Source organism: Veillonella sp. 3310 (genome assembly GCF_003999875.1).
Lineage (GTDB): Bacteria > Bacillota > Negativicutes > Veillonellales > Veillonellaceae > F0422.
Window position 1 is genome coordinate 142822 of sequence record NZ_RQVJ01000001.1, and the last position, 22521, is coordinate 165342.

14 protein-coding genes are annotated in these 22521 nt (G+C 36.6%); 12 read left to right on the plus strand and 2 right to left on the minus strand.

Features of this window, described 5'->3' with window-relative positions; genetic code table 11:
- Nucleotides 1-11 precede the first annotated feature (11 nt).
- From EO127_RS00765 to EO127_RS00775, 3 genes are all read left to right on the plus strand, one after another.
- On the plus strand, nt 12-974 hold the full coding sequence (locus tag EO127_RS00765) for a FecCD family ABC transporter permease (protein ID WP_370447282.1): 963 nt from the start codon (nt 12-14) through the stop codon (nt 972-974).
- Entirely contained in the window at nt 974-1747 is a 774-nt protein-coding gene (locus tag EO127_RS00770; protein ID WP_127447602.1) for an ABC transporter ATP-binding protein, read from the plus strand. The genes EO127_RS00765 and EO127_RS00770 overlap by 1 nt, the downstream gene beginning before the upstream one ends.
- A 246-nt stretch (nt 1748-1993) precedes the next feature.
- A complete protein-coding gene (locus tag EO127_RS00775; RefSeq protein ID WP_127447603.1) occupies nt 1994-2845 on the plus strand; it encodes a KilA-N domain-containing protein in 852 nt (283 codons plus the stop codon).
- A gap of 217 nt (nt 2846-3062) precedes the next feature.
- On the opposite strand, the gene EO127_RS00780 is transcribed toward EO127_RS00775, so the two are convergent.
- Both EO127_RS00780 and EO127_RS00785 read right to left on the minus strand, forming a co-directional pair.
- Entirely contained in the window at nt 3063-4007 is a 945-nt protein-coding gene (locus tag EO127_RS00780) for an ABC transporter substrate-binding protein (RefSeq protein WP_127447604.1), read from the minus strand.
- Nucleotides 4008-4081: 74 nt separating this feature from the next.
- Complete coding sequence (locus EO127_RS00785; protein ID WP_370466826.1) at nt 4082-5053, minus strand: sirohydrochlorin cobaltochelatase; 972 nt, start codon at nt 5051-5053, stop codon at nt 4082-4084.
- A 341-nt stretch (nt 5054-5394) separates the two neighbouring features.
- Between EO127_RS00785 and EO127_RS00790 the strand changes: the two genes are divergently transcribed.
- The 9 genes from EO127_RS00790 (at nt 5395) to trpD (ending at nt 22488) form a co-directional block, all read left to right on the plus strand.
- Nucleotides 5395-10551 (plus strand): TonB-dependent receptor domain-containing protein, encoded by a 5157-nt coding sequence (locus tag EO127_RS00790; RefSeq protein WP_240645956.1) that lies wholly within the window; start codon nt 5395-5397, stop codon nt 10549-10551.
- A gap of 423 nt (nt 10552-10974) precedes the next feature.
- On the plus strand, nt 10975-16215 hold the full coding sequence (locus EO127_RS00795; RefSeq protein ID WP_127447605.1) for a TonB-dependent siderophore receptor: 5241 nt from the start codon (nt 10975-10977) through the stop codon (nt 16213-16215).
- A 439-nt stretch (nt 16216-16654) separates the two neighbouring features.
- On the plus strand, nt 16655-16819 hold the full coding sequence (locus tag EO127_RS08655; protein ID WP_164742243.1) for an iron-containing alcohol dehydrogenase: 165 nt from the start codon (nt 16655-16657) through the stop codon (nt 16817-16819).
- Nucleotides 16820-17371: a hypothetical protein gene (locus EO127_RS00800; protein ID WP_127447606.1), complete on the plus strand. Its 552-nt coding sequence runs from the start codon at nt 16820-16822 to the stop codon at nt 17369-17371.
- A 171-nt stretch (nt 17372-17542) separates the two neighbouring features.
- Complete coding sequence (locus tag EO127_RS00805; protein WP_127447607.1) at nt 17543-17962, plus strand: YbaN family protein; 420 nt, start codon at nt 17543-17545, stop codon at nt 17960-17962.
- A 145-nt stretch (nt 17963-18107) separates the two neighbouring features.
- Nucleotides 18108-18863, plus strand: coding sequence for a type I 3-dehydroquinate dehydratase (gene aroD, locus EO127_RS00810; RefSeq protein ID WP_127447608.1), 756 nt, complete (start codon nt 18108-18110; stop codon nt 18861-18863).
- Between the two features lie 550 nt (nt 18864-19413).
- The gene (locus EO127_RS00815; protein WP_127447609.1) at nt 19414-20877 is read left to right on the plus strand and encodes an anthranilate synthase component I family protein; all 1464 of its coding nucleotides are present in this window, start codon (nt 19414-19416) and stop codon (nt 20875-20877) included.
- A 1-nt stretch (nt 20878) separates the two neighbouring features.
- Nucleotides 20879-21457 (plus strand): aminodeoxychorismate/anthranilate synthase component II, encoded by a 579-nt coding sequence (locus EO127_RS00820; RefSeq protein WP_127447610.1) that lies wholly within the window; start codon nt 20879-20881, stop codon nt 21455-21457.
- Nucleotides 21458-21471: 14 nt separating this feature from the next.
- A complete protein-coding gene (trpD, locus tag EO127_RS00825; RefSeq protein WP_127447611.1) occupies nt 21472-22488 on the plus strand; it encodes an anthranilate phosphoribosyltransferase in 1017 nt (338 codons plus the stop codon).
- The last annotated feature ends 33 nt before the right edge of the window (nt 22489-22521 follow it).

Consider the following 22521-nt stretch of genomic DNA (forward strand, 5'->3'; position numbering starts at 1 on the left):
ATGCATGGCGTATGTTTCTCGTTCTAGTGTTTGGGGCAGCAGCGATTGCTGCCCTAATCTTATCATTAGTATTTGGGTCCGCCCAGACTACATTAGCTCAAATTTGGCATACATTGTGGTCTCCCACTTTATCTGATACGAACTCACTAGTCATATGGAACATTCGCTTTCCGAGGAATATAGTAGCCGCTTTAGTAGGCTCAAATCTAGCCGTAGCAGGTGCTATCTTACAGGCAGTAATGAAAAATCCATTAGCAGATCCGCAAATTGTAGGTGTTTCTTCGGGTGCAGGATTAGCTGGTGTTATAGTATTAATTTTATTTCCCTACCTAGAATATGCAGTGCCGTTTATCGCCTTTATTGGGGCTTTGACAGCGGCTATTCTGGTGTATGCCTTAGCCTGGAAACAGGGCATACGTCCCAGTCGTATTATCTTGGCAGGTGTGGCAGTGGCTGCATTCTTAGGCTCCATGATATCTGCTCTTCTCGTGTTCTATGGTGATCGCGTACAAGGGGCTTTATTATGGATGGTAGGTGGTCTTGCCGCCCGCAGTTGGCCACAAGTGTATGTGTTAATTCCTTATACGATAGGGGGGTTAGTATTTGCATTCTTAGGGGCAAAACGATTGACCATACTCAGCCTAGGTGATGAAACAGCTCGTAGTTTAGGCTTAGCCGTTGAAAAAACACGATTTATGATGACTGCTGTGGCAGCACTCCTAGCAGCGAGTGCCGTATCAGTAGCGGGCTTGATTGGTTTCGTAGGACTTATCATTCCTCATATCGCTCGCATGATGTTGGGTACAGATTATCGATTCCTGTTACCAGGATCTGCCTTCTTGGGGGCTTTTGTACTAGTCATTAGCGATACGGTGGGACGCACACTGTTTAGTCCTATTGAAATTCCCGTGGGCATTATTATGGCCTTCTTTGGGGCTCCATTCTTCTTATATTTATTGAGGAGGGATGACTAATGAAATCAGTAATTTCTGTGAAAGATTGTCGTGTCTCTTTTGGTGAAAAAGAAGTCTTGAAGGGCATAGATTGGACAGTGTACGAAGGAGAAATTGCTACCTTAATTGGTCCGAATGGTTGCGGTAAAAGTACTTTGTTACATGCTATTACCAGCGCTATTAAAAGTACAGGAACTATCCAGATTGCAGGGAAAGCAGCAACAGACTATTCTAATAAAGAATTAGCTCGCTATATGGCATTCTTACCACAAGTACCATCTATCCCAAAAGATATGTTGGTCGAAGAACTTGTCAACTGCGGACGTTTTCCTTATCAATCGTGGTGGAAGCAACAAGGAGCCCATGATAAAGAAGTGGTAGATGCTGCCTTAGAGGCCACACAAGTTAGCCATTTGCGCAATCAACTAGTATCTTCCTTATCCGGTGGGGAACGGCAACGTGTATGGATTGCCATGGCGCTAGCACAAGAGCCGAAAGTATTGATTTTAGATGAACCTACTACATATTTAGATATAAACCACCAATTGGAGATTATGGAATTATTACAAGACTTAAATCGCCGTGAAGGGTTAACCGTTGTCATGGTTCTTCATGAATTGAATCAGGCTGCGCAGTATTCCCATCGCATTGGAGTCTTGTACAAAGGAAATATCTTAGCAGATGGATCTCCTAAAGAGGTAATGACAGAAGACTTACTAGAAACAGTGTTTGCTGTCAAAACAGATGTAGAAGTAGGGGAGTTTCCTTATATACGGATACAGGGGCTATTGTAGTACTTGAGCAAAACTTAACAAGAGATCTATAACTCCTTTATATTGGCATAGTCATAACCATGGGCTATGCCGATTTTTTTGAGTTGGGATATGTACTGATGGTGTTAGTATATAAATCAATAATTGTATGATACAATAACGTTATAAATTAAAACTCTTAAAATAAATAATCTATGTGTTGTTTAGAGTTATCTAATACTTAGATGATTGAAAACACCACATGGAACTAGAAAGGAGAAATAAGTTTTGTCAAAGATTAAAAAAGAAATGATTGAAGTAAAAGGATTTGAAATACAAATTTACACAGAAGATTTTAAAAATGATTATATTAGTCTTACAGATATCGCAAGATATAAAAACAAGGAAGAACCTAATGTTGTTGTTGCAAATTGGATGAGAAATTTTAATACCATCGAATATTTAGGAATTTGGGAGAAGTTAAATAATCCAGAATTTAACCCCCTCGAATTCGAGGGGTTTTTAAAAGAAGCAGGTAGTAATGCCTTTACATTATCTCCACAGAAATGGGCAACGACTACAAATGCCAAAGGCTTATTTGTAAAAGTTGGTAGAGGTGGTGGTACGTTCGCACATAAAGATATTGCTTTTAAATTCGCTTCTTGGATCTCAGCTGAATTTGAACTTTATATCATTAAAGATTACCAAAGACTAAAAGAAGATGAAACTTCAAAATTATCACTCACTTGGAATTTACATCGTGAAATATCAAAAATAAACTATAAAATTCATACTGATGCTATTCAAATATATTTACTAAATGATTTAACGGACAGTCAGTTAGGTTATAAATATGCAAGTGAAGCAGATATGTTAAATGTTTCCTTATTTGATAAAACGGCTAAACAGTGGCGAGATGAAAATAAAAACTTAAAAGGTAATATGAGAGATTATGCAAGTTTAAATGAATTATTAGTTTTAGCCAATATGGAAAGCTACAATGCAATTCTCATTGAGAAAGGTTTAGAACAAAAAGAAAGAATGATAGAACTAAGAAAGCTTGCAAGAAATCAAATGTTATCACTTGAAAAATTAAATAATACAGGAATAAAAAGATTAGGAGATAAGTCAAAGAAGTAGAGATGTATATTGTGAGGTAGGCATTAGAGATTTGCTTCTAGGGTCGATTCGTTCTTTGGAACATTGCTCATGAATCACTTTGTAGATATGGCAGTGCAAGGATATGGTTGGATTGGTACTGTATGAGGAAATAACTGTTGAGAAGATAGAGTTGCAAATTAAAATGCATGCTATATAGTATATAGGTTGCTATATACGTTAGCATGCATTTTATCGCTTATAATTGTACTTTCACACCATAGATAATATTAACTAATTCAGCCATAGCTTCTGGTGTTTCTAGTCCTGGATTCAATAGAAACCATTGGGATGGTAAGAAAACAACTTTGTCATTTTTCACAGCTTGTAATTGATTCCAAGCTGGATTGCTAGTCATTTCTTTGGCAAAGGTTGCATTGATTTCATCCTTTTTACCCATGGTAACCACAAGAATGATATCAGGGTTGTCTACGGTTAATGTTTCTAAGGAATATGGTACTGTTTTAGATGTTACATTGTCTTTCAAATGTTGTTCTACTACATTGGTGATGCCTAATTCACGAACCATAGATGCCGTGATTGCTAGTGGAGTTTCTGCTGTTACCGATTTACCAGTAGCTCGTAATACAGCAACTTTGACTGGTTTGTCTTTTGGAATCGAGGCTTTCACTGTATCGATTTTTTTATTGTAATCTTCGATGACAGATTTGGCCTTGTCTTCTGTATGGAAAATATTGCCCAATAATGTTAATAGTGGAATGTTATCATTGATGCCATCGTAATTAATTAGAATAGATGGAATATTGTTGCTATCTAGCTGCCCTTTAAATTTTTCATGTTGGCTAGGTAAACCAAATACTAAATCAGGATGTAATCCTACTAATTGTTCCATATTAGGATTGGCTGTATGGCCTATGCTTGGTAATGATTCAATTTCACTAGGTAATTTTTCGTTACTTTCAACACGAGCGATGGCTTTGCCACCTACAGCATAGATCATTTTAGAGATGGAATTAGATAATGCTACAACTTTAGATGGGTTAGCAGGTATTGTATAGGACTGATCTTGATAAGAGACTGTGCGAGTTGTTTCTGTTGTAGTAGGACCTGTTTTTGCGCATCCACCTAGTAACAAAGAAGTGGAGAGTAGAACAGCACTACAAATTTTTAAATATGTTTTCATTGTTTATTTCTTTCAAATAAGGGGATACGAAACGTATCCCCCTAAATTTTAATACTATACTATTGTGATTGCAATTATTTTACTAATGCATCATATGCTTCGGAAGCACGTTCAGCAAAGATATCACGGATTAGTTGGTTTTCACCAGCACCATGGATGTAAGTATCTACAGTGAAGCCTTCTTTCATAAGGATGCTTTTGTGTGAATCAGGTTCGTCACCAGCCATGTCGTTGTTTGCATGGTCACCAGCCACCATCATTAATGGCATTAATGTAACGTGTTTGATACCTTTTTCTTTCAATTGAGGGATTACTGTTTCAAGGTTTGGCCATCCTTCAACTGTGTAAAGGTATGTATTTTGGAATCCCATGGAATCGATACGATCTTGGATTACTGCATAGTACGCATTAGATGGATCTGGAGTACCATGAGCCATGATCAATACAGCAGAATCTTTTGTTTGGATCATAGGGAATTGGGAAGAGTATGCTTTTAATGCTTGTTCAATATCATCGCGTTGTTCTTCTTGGCCCATCCAGTACATTAAAGGTAAACCTAATGTCATTTTTTTGAAATCTTGTTTATGATGGTTGAATACAGCACCAGCATAGTTATATTCCATGCCTGGAATCATATTTAATGTTGTTAAAGCAACACGAGTGTATCCATCAGCTTTTAATTGGTCTAATGCTTCTTCTGGAGTAGGGTATGTAATACCTTCATGGGCTTTAATGCGATCAATAATAATATGGGATGTAAAAGCAGTTACAACTTTAACATTTGGATGTTGTGCTTTGATTTCATTGATAGTAGCATCAATTGTTTTTGCACGAGTATCTTTGAAAGTAGTGCCAAAGGACATAACTACGATAGCATCTTTATTCATTGCGTTTTTCATCATTGGATTTTCATATGTGCGAACACCAATGGAAGCAGCTTCTTGTAATGCTGGAGTTGCATCTTTTACTTCAGAGTTTAACATGTACGCCGCATCAGTAGATTGAGAAACGCCGAAAGCTGCAGTTACTGCTAATGCCGCAATCATAGCGCTTTTAGAAAAGAATTTCATAATAATTCTCCTTACCTAAAACTAGAATATACCCAAAAGCATGAATCTTTATTTCCCTATTCATACTCATTTATTATTATATTCCTAGCTGTGATAAGTGTCAATGAAATATAAACATATAATCATGAAAGTTAGATATAATTAAAGTATATTATCATGAACTCATCGTCTAAAATATAAATATAATTTTACAATTCGTGAATCAAATGGAGCATTTGAAATCCATATGGAGTAGATGTGATATTTGATTAGGTCTATAATACAAATGATTAATATTATCAAATTTATTTGTATTTATAGGAAGATGGTGGAATGCTATGCATTATTCTAAGCCGTATCAGAAACGTTTACTTACTGGTGCAGTCATGAGTTGGATGGCTTGTTCTTGGTATCTACTTGGTGGATTAGCACCTGTACAGGCAGAAGGATCTGTGTTTGTTACAGCAGACCGTGCACAAGAAGAAGCAAAATATAACTCTCAACAAGTGCAAATCATTACTAAAAAAGATATTGAACAAAAACAGGCTAAATCTGTGGAAGATATTGTATTTACACAAGCTGGTGTAAGTCGTACAGTGGACAGCATGGGTCGTGTCGGTGTATCGATTCGTGGTGCTGAACCTCGTCATACATTAATTCTTGTAGATGGGCAGCCAGTGATGGGTGAATTTGCAAAATACCAAGGTCAAGGTGATGAATTACAACGACTAGGTACAGAAAATGTAGAACGTATAGAAATTATCCAAGGCGCTGCGAGTGCAAAATATGGATCCGATGCTATTGGTGGTGTTATCAATGTAATTACGAATAAACCAAATAAAAATGCAAATATCCGTATCAATGGTGAAAGCATTCGTTCCCGTGGCGATCAAGGTTTGTTCCCATATAGTAACTTCTTTATGCGTGCTGACTCTGGTCAACAAGGTAAATTACGTGTCAATATTCATGGTAGTAAACGTGATATCGTTCCTGTATATGCTGCGAGGGAAAGAAAAGAAGTTCCATTTGGAAATTCTACTGTCAATGAACAGTTTCCTAAAAACTCCCTAAGATATTATGGGACAAACTCCAATTTAGGATTGTCTGCAATTTATGATGTGAATCAAAATAATTCGTTTACCTTTACAACAGACCGTTATAACGAAGATTTAGAACGTTTTGTAAAACGTACAAACTCCGAAGATGAACCACAAGTTCATTACAAACGTGATTTAGATAGAAATAAAAGTAACCTTTCCTATGCAGGACAAGATGAAAAAAGCAATTGGAAGGTTGAATTAAACTATACTCGTACAAAAGAAGATGATGTAACCTTAACAAGTGAGTATGGTCGTAGTAATTATGAAGGTAAAAACACATTGAACTATGTGGACAATGTGGACCATAAACAATGGAGCTTTAATATCACTGGAGACACTCAAGCCAACGATAATCACTTGCTTTCTTATGGTTTTGGATATACTACTGAAAGTGGCGAAGGTAGCCGTCTAAAAAGTGCACCTCATACATGGGTTAGAAACATTGATCCATGGGACTATGATAAAAGTTTAGCTGTAAAACATGGTAAACCAGAGAGTACAATCTATCGTCATTCTTTCAAAGAAAATGAAGAAGGCGTATTACGTTGGGATAAAGAAAAAGAGTGGTATGGTTATGATCATACAGATAAAACAAGTATACCAGAATTTACCTATGAAGATTTCAAAAACTATCTTGACCCAGAAGCAGGATTAGATCCAGCTGCATTCCATGGACTTGTGTATAACTCTGGATATACACCAAACAATATGGAATCCCGTAACCCAGAAGCATTGAAACGATTCAAGGCATTTAATGATAAATTAAATGAAATTCCGTACAATAAAGAACTGATTGCTAAATATGGACCAGGTCATCAAGGTACTGAAACCATTGATGGGGTCAAACCACCTGTAATAAATAAAGATTATTTAGCTTTATTCTATTACATGGAAGATCCGTCTTTCAAAATTGTACGACCTCAATTTAATGGCGGTCATTTCAAAGATGAATACAATAAACGCATTAACCAACAAACCATGGGTAGTGCAAGATTACGGAAACAGCACTTCTTCTTGCAAGACACATGGCAAATCAACAAAGATACTTTGTTACAACCAATTGTACGTTTAGATCATAGTGATTTATTTGGGTCTCATATGACTTTCAATATGGGTGTTACACACAATGTCAATGGGAATGCACATCGTCGGTTGAAAGCCAATGTTGGTACTAGTTATACAGAGCCAGGTATGGGTGAATTATACTATAACTGGGAAATGTTTGGACCTACGGTAACGAATGTGGCTCCATTGTCTGGTGGACGTGCTCGTTTAGGTTGGTATTGGATTGGCAACCCAACATTAAAACCTGAAAAGTCGAAAAATATAGATATTTCCTTTGAAGGAGAAAATAAAAATACCTATATGAAATTGACGGCTTTCCGCAATCAAATTCGCAACTATATGACCATTGCTAATACTGGACATTTAATGGATTTCTATCCATATCTTGATGAAAGCACTTATTTCGGAGCTACAAAATATGCGCATGCACCAGATATGCTTTATACATTCCGCAATATCGGAAAAGCTCGTGTCAATGGTATTGAACTAGAAGTGAAACAACGGTTGAATGACCATGCGAAATTGAAAGTAGGTTATACATATTTAGATGCAGTGAATAAAACGAATCCAGATATGCCAAAACGATTGTTGGACAAACCAATGCATAAACTCGATTTAGGATTGGAGTTAGAAGATAAAGTAAGTGGCTGGAGTGGCAATATTTGGACTGATTACTATTATGGTATGTTAGATAGTAACTCTGTTGCTGGCGGTGGTAACTATATTACATCACAAGTAAATCCAGAAAATAACGATAAGTCTATTATCACCTACGAGTTCAATACGAAAAAAACAGCGGATATGTACAAGAAGAAAACCTATGGTATTTGGAATATGATTGTACAGAAAAAAATCGATAAAGATTCCCTTGTTTACTTTGGCATGAACAACCTATTCAACCATCGTGATGATGATCGTGCTCTACAAGGACGTCAGTTCCGATTTGGTATGAACTTAAAATTTGGTTCCGATGGTTCTAGTACTTCTAAACATACTGATGCGAAGGCTGTAGCAATGAATGGAACAACTCCAATCACAGAACATGGTGTATCTAAAGCTCAAGAAGCTCTAACGCCGTCAGTATTAGAATCTCAATTTGACCAAAATCGAGAAAAAGGGGCTACTGTGGTAGGAGATATCCGCTTTGGTGGTGACAGTCACTTAGGCAGTGATAGACCAGCAAACCGTGTGACAGCAGTAAGTTCAATTAGTGATGGAGCATTGAAAAACTTACAAGATAAAAATGAACATGGCTTCCATAGTCACTTACGCTTAGGTGTGGATGCTCGTGTGGGCGATCATACGAATGTAAAAGTAGTAGCTACAGCACAAGGTCAAGAAGGCGTCGATGCATCGCATGTCACAACAGGGTCTAAAGGACTTTCTCATAGCCGTTTAGAAACAATAGATGTCACAAACCATCATGCTAAATGGGATTTCAGTGTCGGTCGATTGACTGAGAAATTTGGTATGACCGGCTATTGGTTTAATAAGGAATTTGATGGACTACGCAGTGTTTGGACTAGCGATAAAGATCAAGTGCGTATTGGTTATGGTGATTTCCGTCATAGTACAGGCATTGAAGATTCTGCATACACCCATGCAATTTTTACTAAATTCAAACGTCCTCCAACTGTTGATGAATTCGTAGGAACAACTTTTGATTACACGGGTCTTTCTGAAGAAGAGAAAAAATTAGTAGGTGGTGCGAAAGTTGAAAAAGTAGTGAAAGATGCACCAAATACGATTAACTTCTATCAACAGCTGAAAGCTTTACAAGGAGATTACAAAACCTTAAGCGAGAAAAAAGAAACATTTACTAGCGATATAGCTACATTAAAAGAAGACATGGACAACGAATATATTGCCGATACTCCAGAAAAGAAAGAGCAATACAGAAAAGATATCGAGGCAAAAACAAAAGAACTTGAAGAAGTTACTACGAAACTAGACGCCAATATCGATGCTCAATATGGTGTAGTATCTCGTATGCAAGAGATTGCACTTAAAGCCTATGGACATGATAAAGGATTTAAAAAATATAATGTAGCTAAAAAAGCAGAAGAAGAAATCACGATTCCAATTAAGATGCCAGAAATAACTTATAGACTAACTGGTAAAGAAAAAAGCTATAAGTATGATGATGATGGAGAACTAGTATATGGACCTGATGATCAACCTGTAGTGGATGGGCCAGATAAGGAAAGTTCCTTTACTAAAGCAATCAGTCCGAGTGGTGCAAACCTACGTAACCCTATCTTTAAATTAAAATTAACTGATATGAAAGTTCTGGGAAATAATAAAAAAGAATTTTTAAAAGAATGGTTTAAAACGAATAAAGAAGCAATCCTAAAAGGTTATCAAGAACAAGCAGAAGCTATTGCTAAAAACTCATTTAATGCAGGGGTAGTAAAAGTTGAGGCAGAGAGTAGCTTGTTAGATAACATAGGTGATAAACTTTATGAAATGAATTATCTTGCTATCGGTACTCCTGGTGAATCAGCCATTGCTAAAACATATGAATCAGGTATGTATCCATATCTTGTAGCGCAATATTTCAATGAAATCGTAAGTGCCTTAGAAGAGACAGATGGACATAGTAAGTTACCACGAGAAGCTTTCATTCCATACACTGGAGCTATCATTCCAGCAGAAGGTATTGTATTACAACGTGATGTCATTCCACCGATTAAACGAGCGGGCTATGTACAGTTACGCCATATGGTAGGTCAACAATTAGGCTTGACTGCTTGGTACTTGCGTTCCATGGGTAATGATACAAACACAGTACAATTTGCTAGTGGCTTAGGTACATCAAGTACAACTTTCAAAGGTGTCGCTAATGTAGTCGGTATTGGAGCAAAATATAGTACAGGTAATGCATCCGTATCCATTGATTACGGTCAAAATAGAACTGATTTTGGACGGTATATGAATGGACGCACCGTGTATAACTATGTTCCAGGTAGTATCAACTTCACACCAACTGGCCGTGCTATGGGTGGAAATCCAAGCTTCTGGGTAGTACGTTTTGATATTGGTAAATCTGATTATAAACGTGCAGGTAGTTGGAATGGTTTCATCGATTATAAACGATTTGATCATGGTTCCTTCTTTGGTGGCAATGGTAGCGGTTCTGTACTAGATCGTTACTTAGATGGTATTAGTAGCTTTACTGTTGGTGGCGGCTATGTTCCACGTAAAGACTTATTATTAGAAGCATTCTACACATTTGATGCAAAAGCGACTGGACAACGTGATACATTATATGGTGGAGAAAACTTTAAATTAGGAAATTATACAAGAATCCAAGGAACGTATAAATTCTAATATTATCTTATTCTATACATCCATGATGTAATGTAAAAGATTATTTTTAATGCCTAATGAGTGCGTATTTAGTTCTCATTAGGCATTTTATGTATTGACACTCATGTGATCTTAAAATAGGAAAGACTATAATACTCTTTAATGGATCACCTTAAAAGAGTGTGTAATGGTTATACGTATATAGGCATACTTACATGTACCCTTTTTTGAGCGATAGAAATATATATTAATAAACCTAATTTATATACGTATCACATTATCAAAATGAGAAATATTTACAAAAAATATAACTAAATGGGCTAATTGAAAACATTTCGGAGTGGATTTGATAGATAAATTAGTATAAAATTAAAGCAAAATGATATTTTTTGTCATTTGTGTTATTATTTGTGTTAAGTTTTTTGTATGTAGGAGTAGATTGCAATGACGACAAATCGTAGAAAGCAACAGAAATACTTCATGATATCATGTGCGATTGCTACATGGATAGCGCTACCAGGTTTAATGTATTCTAACTCAGTACAAGCTGAGGGGGCTGTATATGTTACAGCTGATAGAGCTCATGAAGAGGCTAAATATAACTCACAACAAGTGAGCATTATTACTAAAAAGGATATTGAACAAAAACAAGCTAAATCAGTAGAAGATATCATTTTCACTGAAAGCGGTGTATCAAAAACTGTGGACTCCATGGGTCGTGTAGGAGTGTCCATTCGTGGTGCAGAAGCACGTCATACTTTGATCTTAGTGGATGGTCAAGCCGTACTAGGCGACTTGGCTAAATTTAGTGGCGCAGCGGATGAAGTAATGCGCCTTGGTACGGAAAATGTAGAACGTATTGAAATTGTTCAAGGATCTGCCAGTGCGAAATATGGTTCTGATGCTATTGGTGGTGTAGTTAATATCATCACTAAAAAAGCGGCTAAAAAACCAACTATCCAAATCAATGGTGAAGGATCTCGTGCAAAAGGTGGAGAAACTGGCTATGGTAATACTAATTTCTTCTTGCGTGCCGATTCTGGACAAATGGGCAAAGTTCGTGTAGCCATCTCCGGTAGTAAACGAGATGTAATGCCTGTACTTGGTACGAAAGCTCGTAGAGACACTGGAGATACATTGGAAGGCGATTTTAAGCCTAATGCACTTCGTTATTATGGAACTACTGATGATATAGGGTTTAATGCTACTTATGATATTAATCAAAATCATAACATTCAACTGCGTTTAGATCGTTTTACAGAAGATTTAGTACGGGATGTTAAGAATACAACTTCACCAATGGAGCCACAACGTCATTTTAAACGAGACAGTAATCGTAATACGATGAATGCAATTTGGAATGGAAGAAGTGGAGTTAGTGACTGGAAATTAGAGTTAAATCATTCTCGCATTAATGAAAATGATGTATCTTTAGTTGATTATTCTGGTCGGTCCAAATACGAAGGTAAAAATGAATTAAAATATATAGATGATATTGATCATCGTCAAACTGATATTCGTTTCAATGCAAACTCTGCTATTGGGGATAAGCATACACTTAGTTGGGGTTTTGCAAATACAAAGGAAACTGGATCGGGAAGTCGCCTAAAGAACTCTCCTATTACACGTACAAAATATATCGATCCATTTAATTATTCTAAAGATTTGTTAGTTGCAGGTGTAGATCGATTACAGAGAAAAGCCGGTGATAATAGTCTACGTGTTTGGTCTCATGTTCATGATTTTAAAATTTCCTTTGATAAAAATAATAAGCCATTTTATGACCAAAATTATGAATATTATGGATCTAAAAATTCTGATGAGGAACCAGATATTACCTATGAAGATTATTTAAAATATGATCTTGATAAATATTCGTTTATAGATCCAGATGAAAATCCAGAGTTTAATGAAAGATATGCGAAAAATGGTGTTACCAAAGATGTTTTTGACAGAATTGTATCTTTCACAAGAAAGCTAAAAAAGGAAAATACCGGCGATGAATTCAGTAGGGACTACTATTTATATCGAAGTTATTTCCAAAAAGGTGAAAGTTTAGATCCAAAAATTCATGAAAAAGCACCTACATTTAATGGCGTTAAATTTTTAGATAAATATAGAGAAAGAGATCAACGTGTTACTGAAGGTGAAGGCAGTATTAGAAAACAAAACTTTTATTTATCTGATTCATGGCAAGTGAATAAAGATTTATTAGTACAACCAACTATTCGTTTTGATAAGAGTAGTTTATTTGGGTCACATGTATCTTGGAATTTAGGTGCCACATATAATGTGAATTCTAACGCACATCGTAGATTAAAAGCTAATATTGGTACGGGTTACGCTGAGCCAGGTATGGGTGAATTGTGGTATAGTTGGCAGATGTTTGACTCTACGCCTTTAGGTGTTGGTTATTCAAAAATGGGTTGGTATTGGATCGGTAACCCGAACCTAAAACCAGAAACTTCTAGAAATATAGATTTAAGTTTTGAAGGTGAAGGAAAAAATGACTATGCACGAATAGGTCTATTCCAAAACCGCATTCATAATTACATGAGCGTTTATTTTACAGGTAGTCTACTTGACTGGGCGCCACGATTATCAAAAGATGATAAATGGATGCGAGCTCCAGATTTAGTATATAGCTTTAAAAATATAGGCAAAGCACAGATTACGGGGCTTCAATTAGAATGGAAACATAAATTTGGTTCTAAATGGAGCTCACGGTTTGGGCTCACTCGTTTACAGGCTTTAAATAAATCTGATCCAACTATGCCTAGACACTTGCTAGATCGACCTACAAATAAAATTGATTTTGGTGTAACATTTGAAACAAATAAGTGGAATGCTCAGGTTTGGGCCGATTATTATCATAAAATGTTAGATAGTAATACCTTAGAAGGTAAATCTAATTATTGGAATGGATCTATTGACTCTGATAGTAGAATTTTCAACAAAACTAATATCTACGAAGAAAAATCTTATGGCATTTGGAATGCTATGGTTCAACGTAAATTCGACAAAGACTCTATCGTATATTTTGGTGTCAATAATATATTTAATCATCGTGATGATGATAGAGCGACACAAGCTCGCGTATATCGTTTTGGTGTAAACCTCAAATTTGGTGCAGGTGGAGATAGTAAAGCTCAAGATGCGAAGGTGCAAAATCCTGTATTAACAAATGGTATAAATGGTACAACTCCTATTACAAAAGTTCATGTAGATAAAGCTATAGCTACTGTGAATGGCGATGATATGGGACGTGAGCATCAATTCTTAGAAAGACCATTTGATGCTAAGAAAGAAAAAGGAATTGAATTTATTGGTGACTATCGAGCACGTTTAATGGCACATGATGGTTCTGAGCATGCACAATCTTTATATACAAGTTCAGCTTATGTAGATACTGGAGCATATAACTTTAAAGATAATGCTGAACATGGTCTTGAACAACGCATTCGTTTTGGTGTGGATGCTAAAATTAATGATCATACTAATGTGAAAGTTCTTGCTAGTGCAAGCGGAAATCATTCAGTTGATACAGCTAGTACGACTGTACATTCTAAAGGTTTAAACAAACAACGACTAGATGCTTTAGATGTTACAAGTTCTGGTGGACGTTGGGACTTTTCAGTAGGTCGATTATCAGAAAAAATGGGTACAACTGGATATTGGTTTAATAAAACATTTGATGGTTTGCGTGCAGTTTGGACAGATCAACGGAATCAATTCCGTGCAGGAGTAGGTTCTTTTAAATCTAGTACTGGTATTACGGACTCCGCTTATAATCATAGCGAATATGATACATTCTTTAGAGCTCCTACTATGGAAGAGTTTATTGGTTTATACACTTCTTTATTTAATAACACATCCGGTGCAATGTACAAGAGTGGAAAGGATGCGGATGGAACACCTATTAAAGAGGTAGATGGACAAAAAGTTCCGAGTGAAGGTTCTGCTATGGATATATATCGTAAGCTTTATAAAGGGAAGAATAATAATATTTACTTTATGGAACAATTAAGTGAAGTAGATAGAGATATGGCAACTGCATCCGAAGAAGAAAGAAATGCTAAAAAGATTGAAATTATTCGACATATGGGTGAAATTCTTGGTAAAGCATATCCAGATTTACTAAATAATAGGAACATTGCCTACAGTCTTGCAAAAGAACCAGATAGTGTAAAAGTAATTTATGAATTAGAAGATGAATCTGGAAATAAAGTATATTTAAAAACTCCATTAGATACATACAGTCCATATATTGGAAATCCTGCATTAATGAAAAAAGAAATGATTGACATTAATGTTAGAGAAAAAACAGAGGTAAATAAAAAATTTGCTAAGCCATTATCTGATTTAGCTTTGTTAGACGCTAATTATATTGATGCACATAGAAAAGAATTGGAAGAAGGATATATTGCGGCTGCCAATTGGGTTGCTAAAAATAATTGGTATGATTTATATGTTTATGATAAAGAAGCCAAAAATAAACAGCTAAATGCAAAAGGCGAGTATGGAAATTTTGACTATGAGGTGTATAAGCTAGAAAATGGCGAGTATAAACAACTTTCTGAAGCTGAACAAGATGCATTAACGACACCGATACCAAAATATAAATTTAATGGTATGAAAAAAATCTTCAAGGAAGAATATGATAGAACGCTTTATAAATCAGTAATGAAAGATGTAGATATTATTGGAGTGTTGAAAGAAGCGAACTTTAATACAACTGAGGATGCAGATTACGCTGAAGGAAGATTACCTAAAATTGCTAAACAATATCTGGTGGATTTAAAATCTGCAGTGCAAGACTCAGAAACTGGAAACACTTTACCGAGAGAAGCCTTAGAAAAAGTAATTGGAAAACCAATTCAAGTAACTGGATTAACGTTGCAACGAGATACAATTCCAGCTATTGATAAAGCAATTTTTGCACAATACAAAACAAAACTTAATAATAAATTAGGAGTTCAAGCATGGTTTTTACATTCCTTAAATGATAAAAATGTTGATTTTAAATCAGGCTTTATGGAAGCGGAGAAAAAAACAATCCGAGTACAAACTGGTACTGGACCAGTAAAGTATGATGAAGATGGATTTGAAATACCAGGCGATCCTATTTATGAAGATAAAACTATTGAAGTTACAAATCCTATCAATCATACTTATACGTCTAACAAATTAGCAAATGTATTCGCTGTTGGTCTACAGTATCAATTAGGTAATTCTGCATTGTTATCCGTAGACTACGGTCAAAACCGCACTGACTTTGGTCGTTACATGAATGGTCATACAAATTACGAACACACACCAGGTACTGCTGATTTCAGATTAAAAGGTCACTCCATGGGCGGCACTCCACACTTCTGGACAGCTCGTCTTGATCTTGGACAATCTGATTTCACAAGACCTGGTAGCTGGAATGCCTTTGTGGATTACAAATACTTCGCTCACGGTTCCTTCTTCGGTGGTAATGGCACTGGTGCAGTACCAGATCGCTACTTAGATGGTATCCGTAGCTTTACATTGGGTGGTGGCTATGTTCCTCGCAAAGACTTCTTGGTAGAAGCATTCTACACATTCGATGCAAAAGGTATTGGACAACGTGATACTTTATACGGTGGAGAAAACTTTAAATTAGGTAACTACACTCGCATTCAAGGTACTTACAAGTTCTAATACATAAGAATACAAGTTTTTATAGGCTTTGTCGCTATATACATGTCTTATAACACATGACACTAGACTAGCATTAAGAACATAAGAATATACTATAGAGGATAGTTAACAGTGCAAGTTAGCTATCCTCTATTGACATGCTCTGTGCGATAGTATGGGAATATAAGACTGTGCCTATCTATTGGTAAGGATTATTCTTTGCTCATTCAACATTACATTAAGATAAAAGATTGCATTGGAATGCAATCTTATGTCAAAATATAGAGAAGTTTGCATCCTAATGTATTTTTTGAAATAACAATACCTTGTATGAGGCAATTGAAAAAATGTGCTGTAATGGATGTGGGAATATGTATTTTTTAATATATTTTTGTTGATGAAACAATAATAAAGTGAGATAATATACATGTAGATTGTAGTTTATCAGAAGGAGGTATTTATGGCGACATCAAGTTTTTTAACAGAATTTAAGTTTGATGAAATAGCAACGAATAAAATTTCTAAAATATTTGATGAAAATAAAAAATTGAATATTCCTTCAGATTTTGAGGTTGAAAGTATAAGTAAAGAGGATATTCCAAAATTTTTGAATATGGAGGAATAAATGAAATATAAGCTTCTACAATTATGTGATATTATATCTGATAAAAATGTATGCGAGAATTTGGTTAATAGATTCTCGTGTCCGATTAATGCTGATGTGGAAAATTTTTTGAAAGATAAAGCTGCTGAATATGAAAGAAAAAATTTGTCTCGTACATATTTTGTTTTCTATGATGATGGTGATACACATATATTAGTGGGGTACTTTTCATTAGCTCTAATTACTATAGATGTGTCGTCTAATGTTTCTCGTAGTATTATTAGAAAGATTTCTGGTAACGAGGGAAAAAAACAGTGCGTAGCCTTATTACTAGGACAGTTAGGAAAAAATCATAAAGATGATGTTCATCGAAAAAAGCTGATAACGGGAAAACAATTATTAGGTATAGCTCAAAAAATTATAAGGGATATTCAATATAAAATTGGTGGAAGAACGTTATTGGTAGAATGCAAAGATTGCAGTGCTTTACGTAATTTCTATGAAGAATGTGGATTTAAACTAGTGAATAAAAGTTTAAATGAAGACTTGCTTAGGTATTTTATATCCATTTAAGAAGCATCATATATATGATGATATACAGACTGATTTGTATATCATCATTTTTTATAGTTAAGTTTGAAAGGGAGAATAACAATATACTGAGTGAATTGGAAAAATGCACATCTTAAGATACAATTAACAATAAGTTAGTTTGTTAGTATATATTAAATATAGGGGTGACAAGTGAAAGAAGAAACAACAAAAGAAGTACAAGAATCAACGGGTGTGATTCGTTATGTTTGGATTGCATTAGGTGCTATAAGCTTTGGTTTAGGATCGTTGGGAATTGTATTGCCATTATTGCCAACGGTACCATTCTATTTATTTGCCGTATTTTGTTTTGCTAGAGGTTCTAAACGATTCCATGAGAAGTTTGTAAATTCTAAGCTGTATGCAAACTATGTGGAACCGTTTAAAAATAAAAGTGGCGTGCCACTTCGTACTAAGATTAATATTTTAGTGTCTGTGTCTATTTTATTGGGTATTGGTGCTTATAGCATGCGCAATATGCAAATAGCCTTATATGTTATGGGCGCAGTATGGATAGGTCATGTCATTGCCCTTGCGTTTATTGTGAAAACAGCACCAGCAGAAGCTAAATAGAAATCTGATTGATATACATAGCATTAATCAATTGAAATATAAAAGAGCCAGATTATGAAGTGAAAGACTTCATAATTTGGCTTTTATTATAGGGGCAACATGTGGTATAGTGTTGTCAAAATACTGCATTCATAAGGAGATATAGATGACTAAAAAACTAACATATAATCCAATACAAATTAATACCTGTGCCATTTGCGTTCCTATTGTAGGACCGACGGTAGAAGATATACTTTCACAGGTACAAGAGGCGGTGCAAGCAAAGGTGGACCTTATTGAGTTGCGCGCAGATATGTGGATGAAGGGTTCTCATCTACCTGAAGAAGAGTACATACCAACAATACTTAACTTAGTAAAAGAAGTGCATGCCAAATATGAAAAAATGCCGATATTGTTTACATGGCGCACATTAGCTGAGGGTGGAGAAACGTCCTTAAGTGACAAGAATTACTCTAACCTATTACAAGCAATTGTGGATCAAAATGTAGTACATGCTGTGGATGTGGAATTATTTGCCTATACAGATAGAATCGGTCAAATTATCAAAGAAGCTCATCATCAAAACATACAAACAGTGATGAGTTATCATAACTTTCAAAGTACACCGAAACTAGAAATACTGCATGGCTATGCAGAACGTATGATATCTGCAGGAGCCTCAGTAATTAAGTTTGCTTTGATGCCAACAACGAGTGATGATGTACTTTCAGTATTACAATTTACAAGAGAATTAACGGAACGGTATCCACAGTTGCCACGGATTACCATGTCTATGGGACAATTAGGACAGATGACACGGACCTGTGGCAATGTATTTGGTAATTGTTTGACCTTTGGCACACTAGGGCAAGCATCGGCACCGGGTCAGGTAGACGTTAATTTATTACAACAATTATTGTAACCTATATGTCCATTGCACGTTAGTATTCTATTATATAATGTATTAATGCAAATAAAAGTGTATATTACTTCATCGGTAGATAGGGACAGGGCATGGTAGGTTACAGTACATGTATAGAAATAGTTTGGGTAGAAACACTATTTCCTATATAAATACAAGTATATTGTCAATTTATAATAGACAAATGTTTTTTGTTGTGGTAGTATAGTTACATAATTTAATACTCGCCTAATAAACCGATGAGGTGGAGGTAAAAATAGAACGTGCACTTCCAGAGAGTGGGGGTAGCTGAGAGCCCCGCAGAACGCAGTCTATTAAATGGACCACCGAGGGTATGGGGAACGGACAATACGTCTTAGTATAGCATAACGTGTCATGAGCGTTAATCGTGAGGGATATGATAGTATCCTGCAAAGGGGAATGCATGCATTCAAACAAGGTGGTACCGCGATTTATATGAATCTTTCTGCTCAGTAGTGCAGTTATTTGGCATATGAACTCGTCCTTGACAGTTACGTCTAGGGCGAGTTTTTTTATTGCAGGAGGACTTATGAAACCATCATTAGAAACGGTAAAGCAATTAGGACAAGGCTATGATATCGTACCGGTCTATGTAGAATTATTATCGGATATACGCACACCTATTTCTGTACTGAAAGCTTTAAAAAAGGTGAGCGCTCATACATTCTTATTGGAAAGTGCAGATAACACCCATCACTGGGGGCGATATTCCTTCTTAGGATATAATCCATTGTTGGAAGTAACATGCAAAAATCATACTATGACGATCAAGGGCGATATGACACGTACTTTCACATGCCATAACCCTGCGGAAGAGATTCGAAATATATTGGGTCAATATAAAAGCCCTAGGGTAGAAGAATTGCCAACTTTTACAGGTGGGTTTGTAGGATACTTTGCCTATGAATACATTCGATACTTAGAACCTACCTTGGAGCAACACATCAGTGATACAGACACGAGCATGGTTAACGATGTGGACCTTATGCTCTTTGATAAAGTCATTGCGTTCGACCATTATAAAAATAAAATCTATATCATCGGTCATGTACGTACAGACGATATTGAACGTAATTACGAGCGTACCCAATTGGAATTGCAAGCCTTAGCAGACCTAGTGAAAGAAGGCGAAGAGGCTCAAATCGAGCGAGGTGTATTAGAAAGTGAATTCACCTCGGAGTTTACTTCCGAAGAATACCAAGAAGTAGTACGAAAAACACAACATTACATCACGGAAGGAGATATCTTTCAAGCCGTCGTATCCAATCGTAGAGAAGCAAAATTCAAAGGAAGTTTACTCAATGCTTATCGTGTACTAAGAACGATGAATCCATCTCCGTATATGTTCTATATGAGTGGTAAGTCTGTAGAATTAACGGGAGCTTCACCGGAAACATTGGTGAAATTGCAAGATAGAAGCGTCTATACATTCCCAATTGCGGGTACACTGCCACGGGGCAAGAATGAAGAGGAAGATAGATCGCAAGAGGCTAAGTTAAGCAAAGATGAAAAAGAATTAGCAGAACATAATATGCTCGTCGATTTAGGACGTAACGACATTGGTAAAGTCTGTGAGTTCGGGTCCGTCCAAGTAGAAGCGTTACATCAATTACAACGGTTCTCTCACGTGATTCATTTAACGAGTACTGTGAAAGGAACATTGCGAGAAGAGTTTGATGCTTTAGATGCTATCGGTGCTACTTTACCGGCAGGCACTTTATCGGGGGCTCCTAAAATTCGTGCCATTCAGATTCTACAAGAATTAGAGAAAAGTCCTCGTGGTGTCTACGGTGGTGCTGTAGGATACTTAGATTTCTCCGGCAATATGGATGTATGTATTGGCATCCGCATGGCCATGGCGAAAGAAGGACGGGTCTTTGTTCGTTCCGGTGGTGGCATTGTACGAGATAGTGTTCCAGTAAATGAATACAATGAAACTATCCACAAAGCACAATCTATGGTAACAGCCATCACATTGGCACAGGAGGTGTAATATGGTATTACTTATCGATCATTACGATAGTTTTTCTTTCAATATTTATCAATTAATTGGCTCGCTAGTAAAAGATATTAAGGTCATCCGCAGTGATGAAATGACAGTGAAAGAAATTCAAGAGCTTTCACCTGACTGTGTCATCCTTTCACCAGGAACGGGTCGACCAAAGGATGCAGGTGTGTATGAAGAATTGCTTGAAACATGCCAAGGTGAGTTTCCTATTTTGGGCATTTGTTTGGGCCATCAGGCCATGGGCGAAGTGTTCGGAGCCACTGTAGGATATGCGAAAGAAGTCATGCACGGCAAACAAAGCGTAGCTACCCAATGTTATCCATCCATATTATGGAAAGATATTCCTCAAGAGTTCCCCGTAGCACGGTATCATTCCTTAGCAGTTCTAGAAGATACCCTAGGAGATGAACTAGTGGTAACGGCTCGTACGGAAGACGGAGAAATTATGGCTATGGAACATAGAACGCATCCGATTTACGGAGTACAATTCCATCCAGAGTCTATTTTGACACCGCAAGGAACGCAAATGGTTAAGAATTTCTTGGAACATCATAAGATTATATAAGGGAGAGATAGAGTATGATTCAACAAGCAATACGCCTCGTCACAGAGGGACAAGATATGCCATATGAAGTGGCAAAAGCTACGATGAACGCTATTATGAGCGGCGATGTACAAGAAGTGCCTATGGCAGCTTTCTTAGGCGGTTTACAAGCAAAGGGAGCTAGCGTTACAGAGATTACCGCCTTTGCAGAAGTCATGCGAGAAAAAGCCGGATCTGTGCCACATGATAATACAGTGGTAGAAATCGTAGGTACTGGAGGAGACGGCAGTAGTACATTTAATATTTCTACAACATCGGCGATTTTACTAGCGGCCGCAGGAGTTCCTATCGCTAAGCATGGGAATCGTAGTGTATCTAGTAAATGTGGTGCCGCAGATGTGCTAGAAGCATTGGGAGTGAAACTAGAACTCAATGGAGAGCAGAATAAAAAGGTTTTAGAAGAAGCCAATATTTGCTTCATGTTTGCTCCGGTATATCATGAAGCGATGAAATATGCAGGTCCTGTACGAAAAGCTATGGGGGTTAGAACAGTATTTAATATTTTAGGACCCTTGGCAAATCCTGCGGGAGCTACAGTAGAGCTCATGGGTGTGTACGATCGGTCCTTAGTAGAACCTTTGGCACATGTTTTGTCTAACTTAGGCGTTCATCGTGGTGCTGTTGTATATGGTAGTGATGGACTAGATGAAATTACCGCCACAGGGACAACGACAGTGTGTGAAATCAATCATGGAGCGTTCAAGACCTATGAATTGGATCCTAAGGATTACGGCTTTACTTATGCCACAGCGGATGAACTTGTAGGCGGAGATGCACAGGTAAATGCAGAGATTACACGCACTTTATTAGAAGGTAAAGATAAAAGCGGTCGTGCTACCGCTGTGATTTTAAATGCGGGCATGGCATACTACTTAGCTAAAGATGGAGAGGTAACCTTAGAAAGTGCTTTCAAAACAGTAGAAGAACTGTTGTATTCCGGTGCGGGTGCAGAGGCGCTTTCAAAATTTGTGAAAGCATCGAAAAATGCATAATAGAGTGTAGTTGTATTTATATAGTTGGAGCTA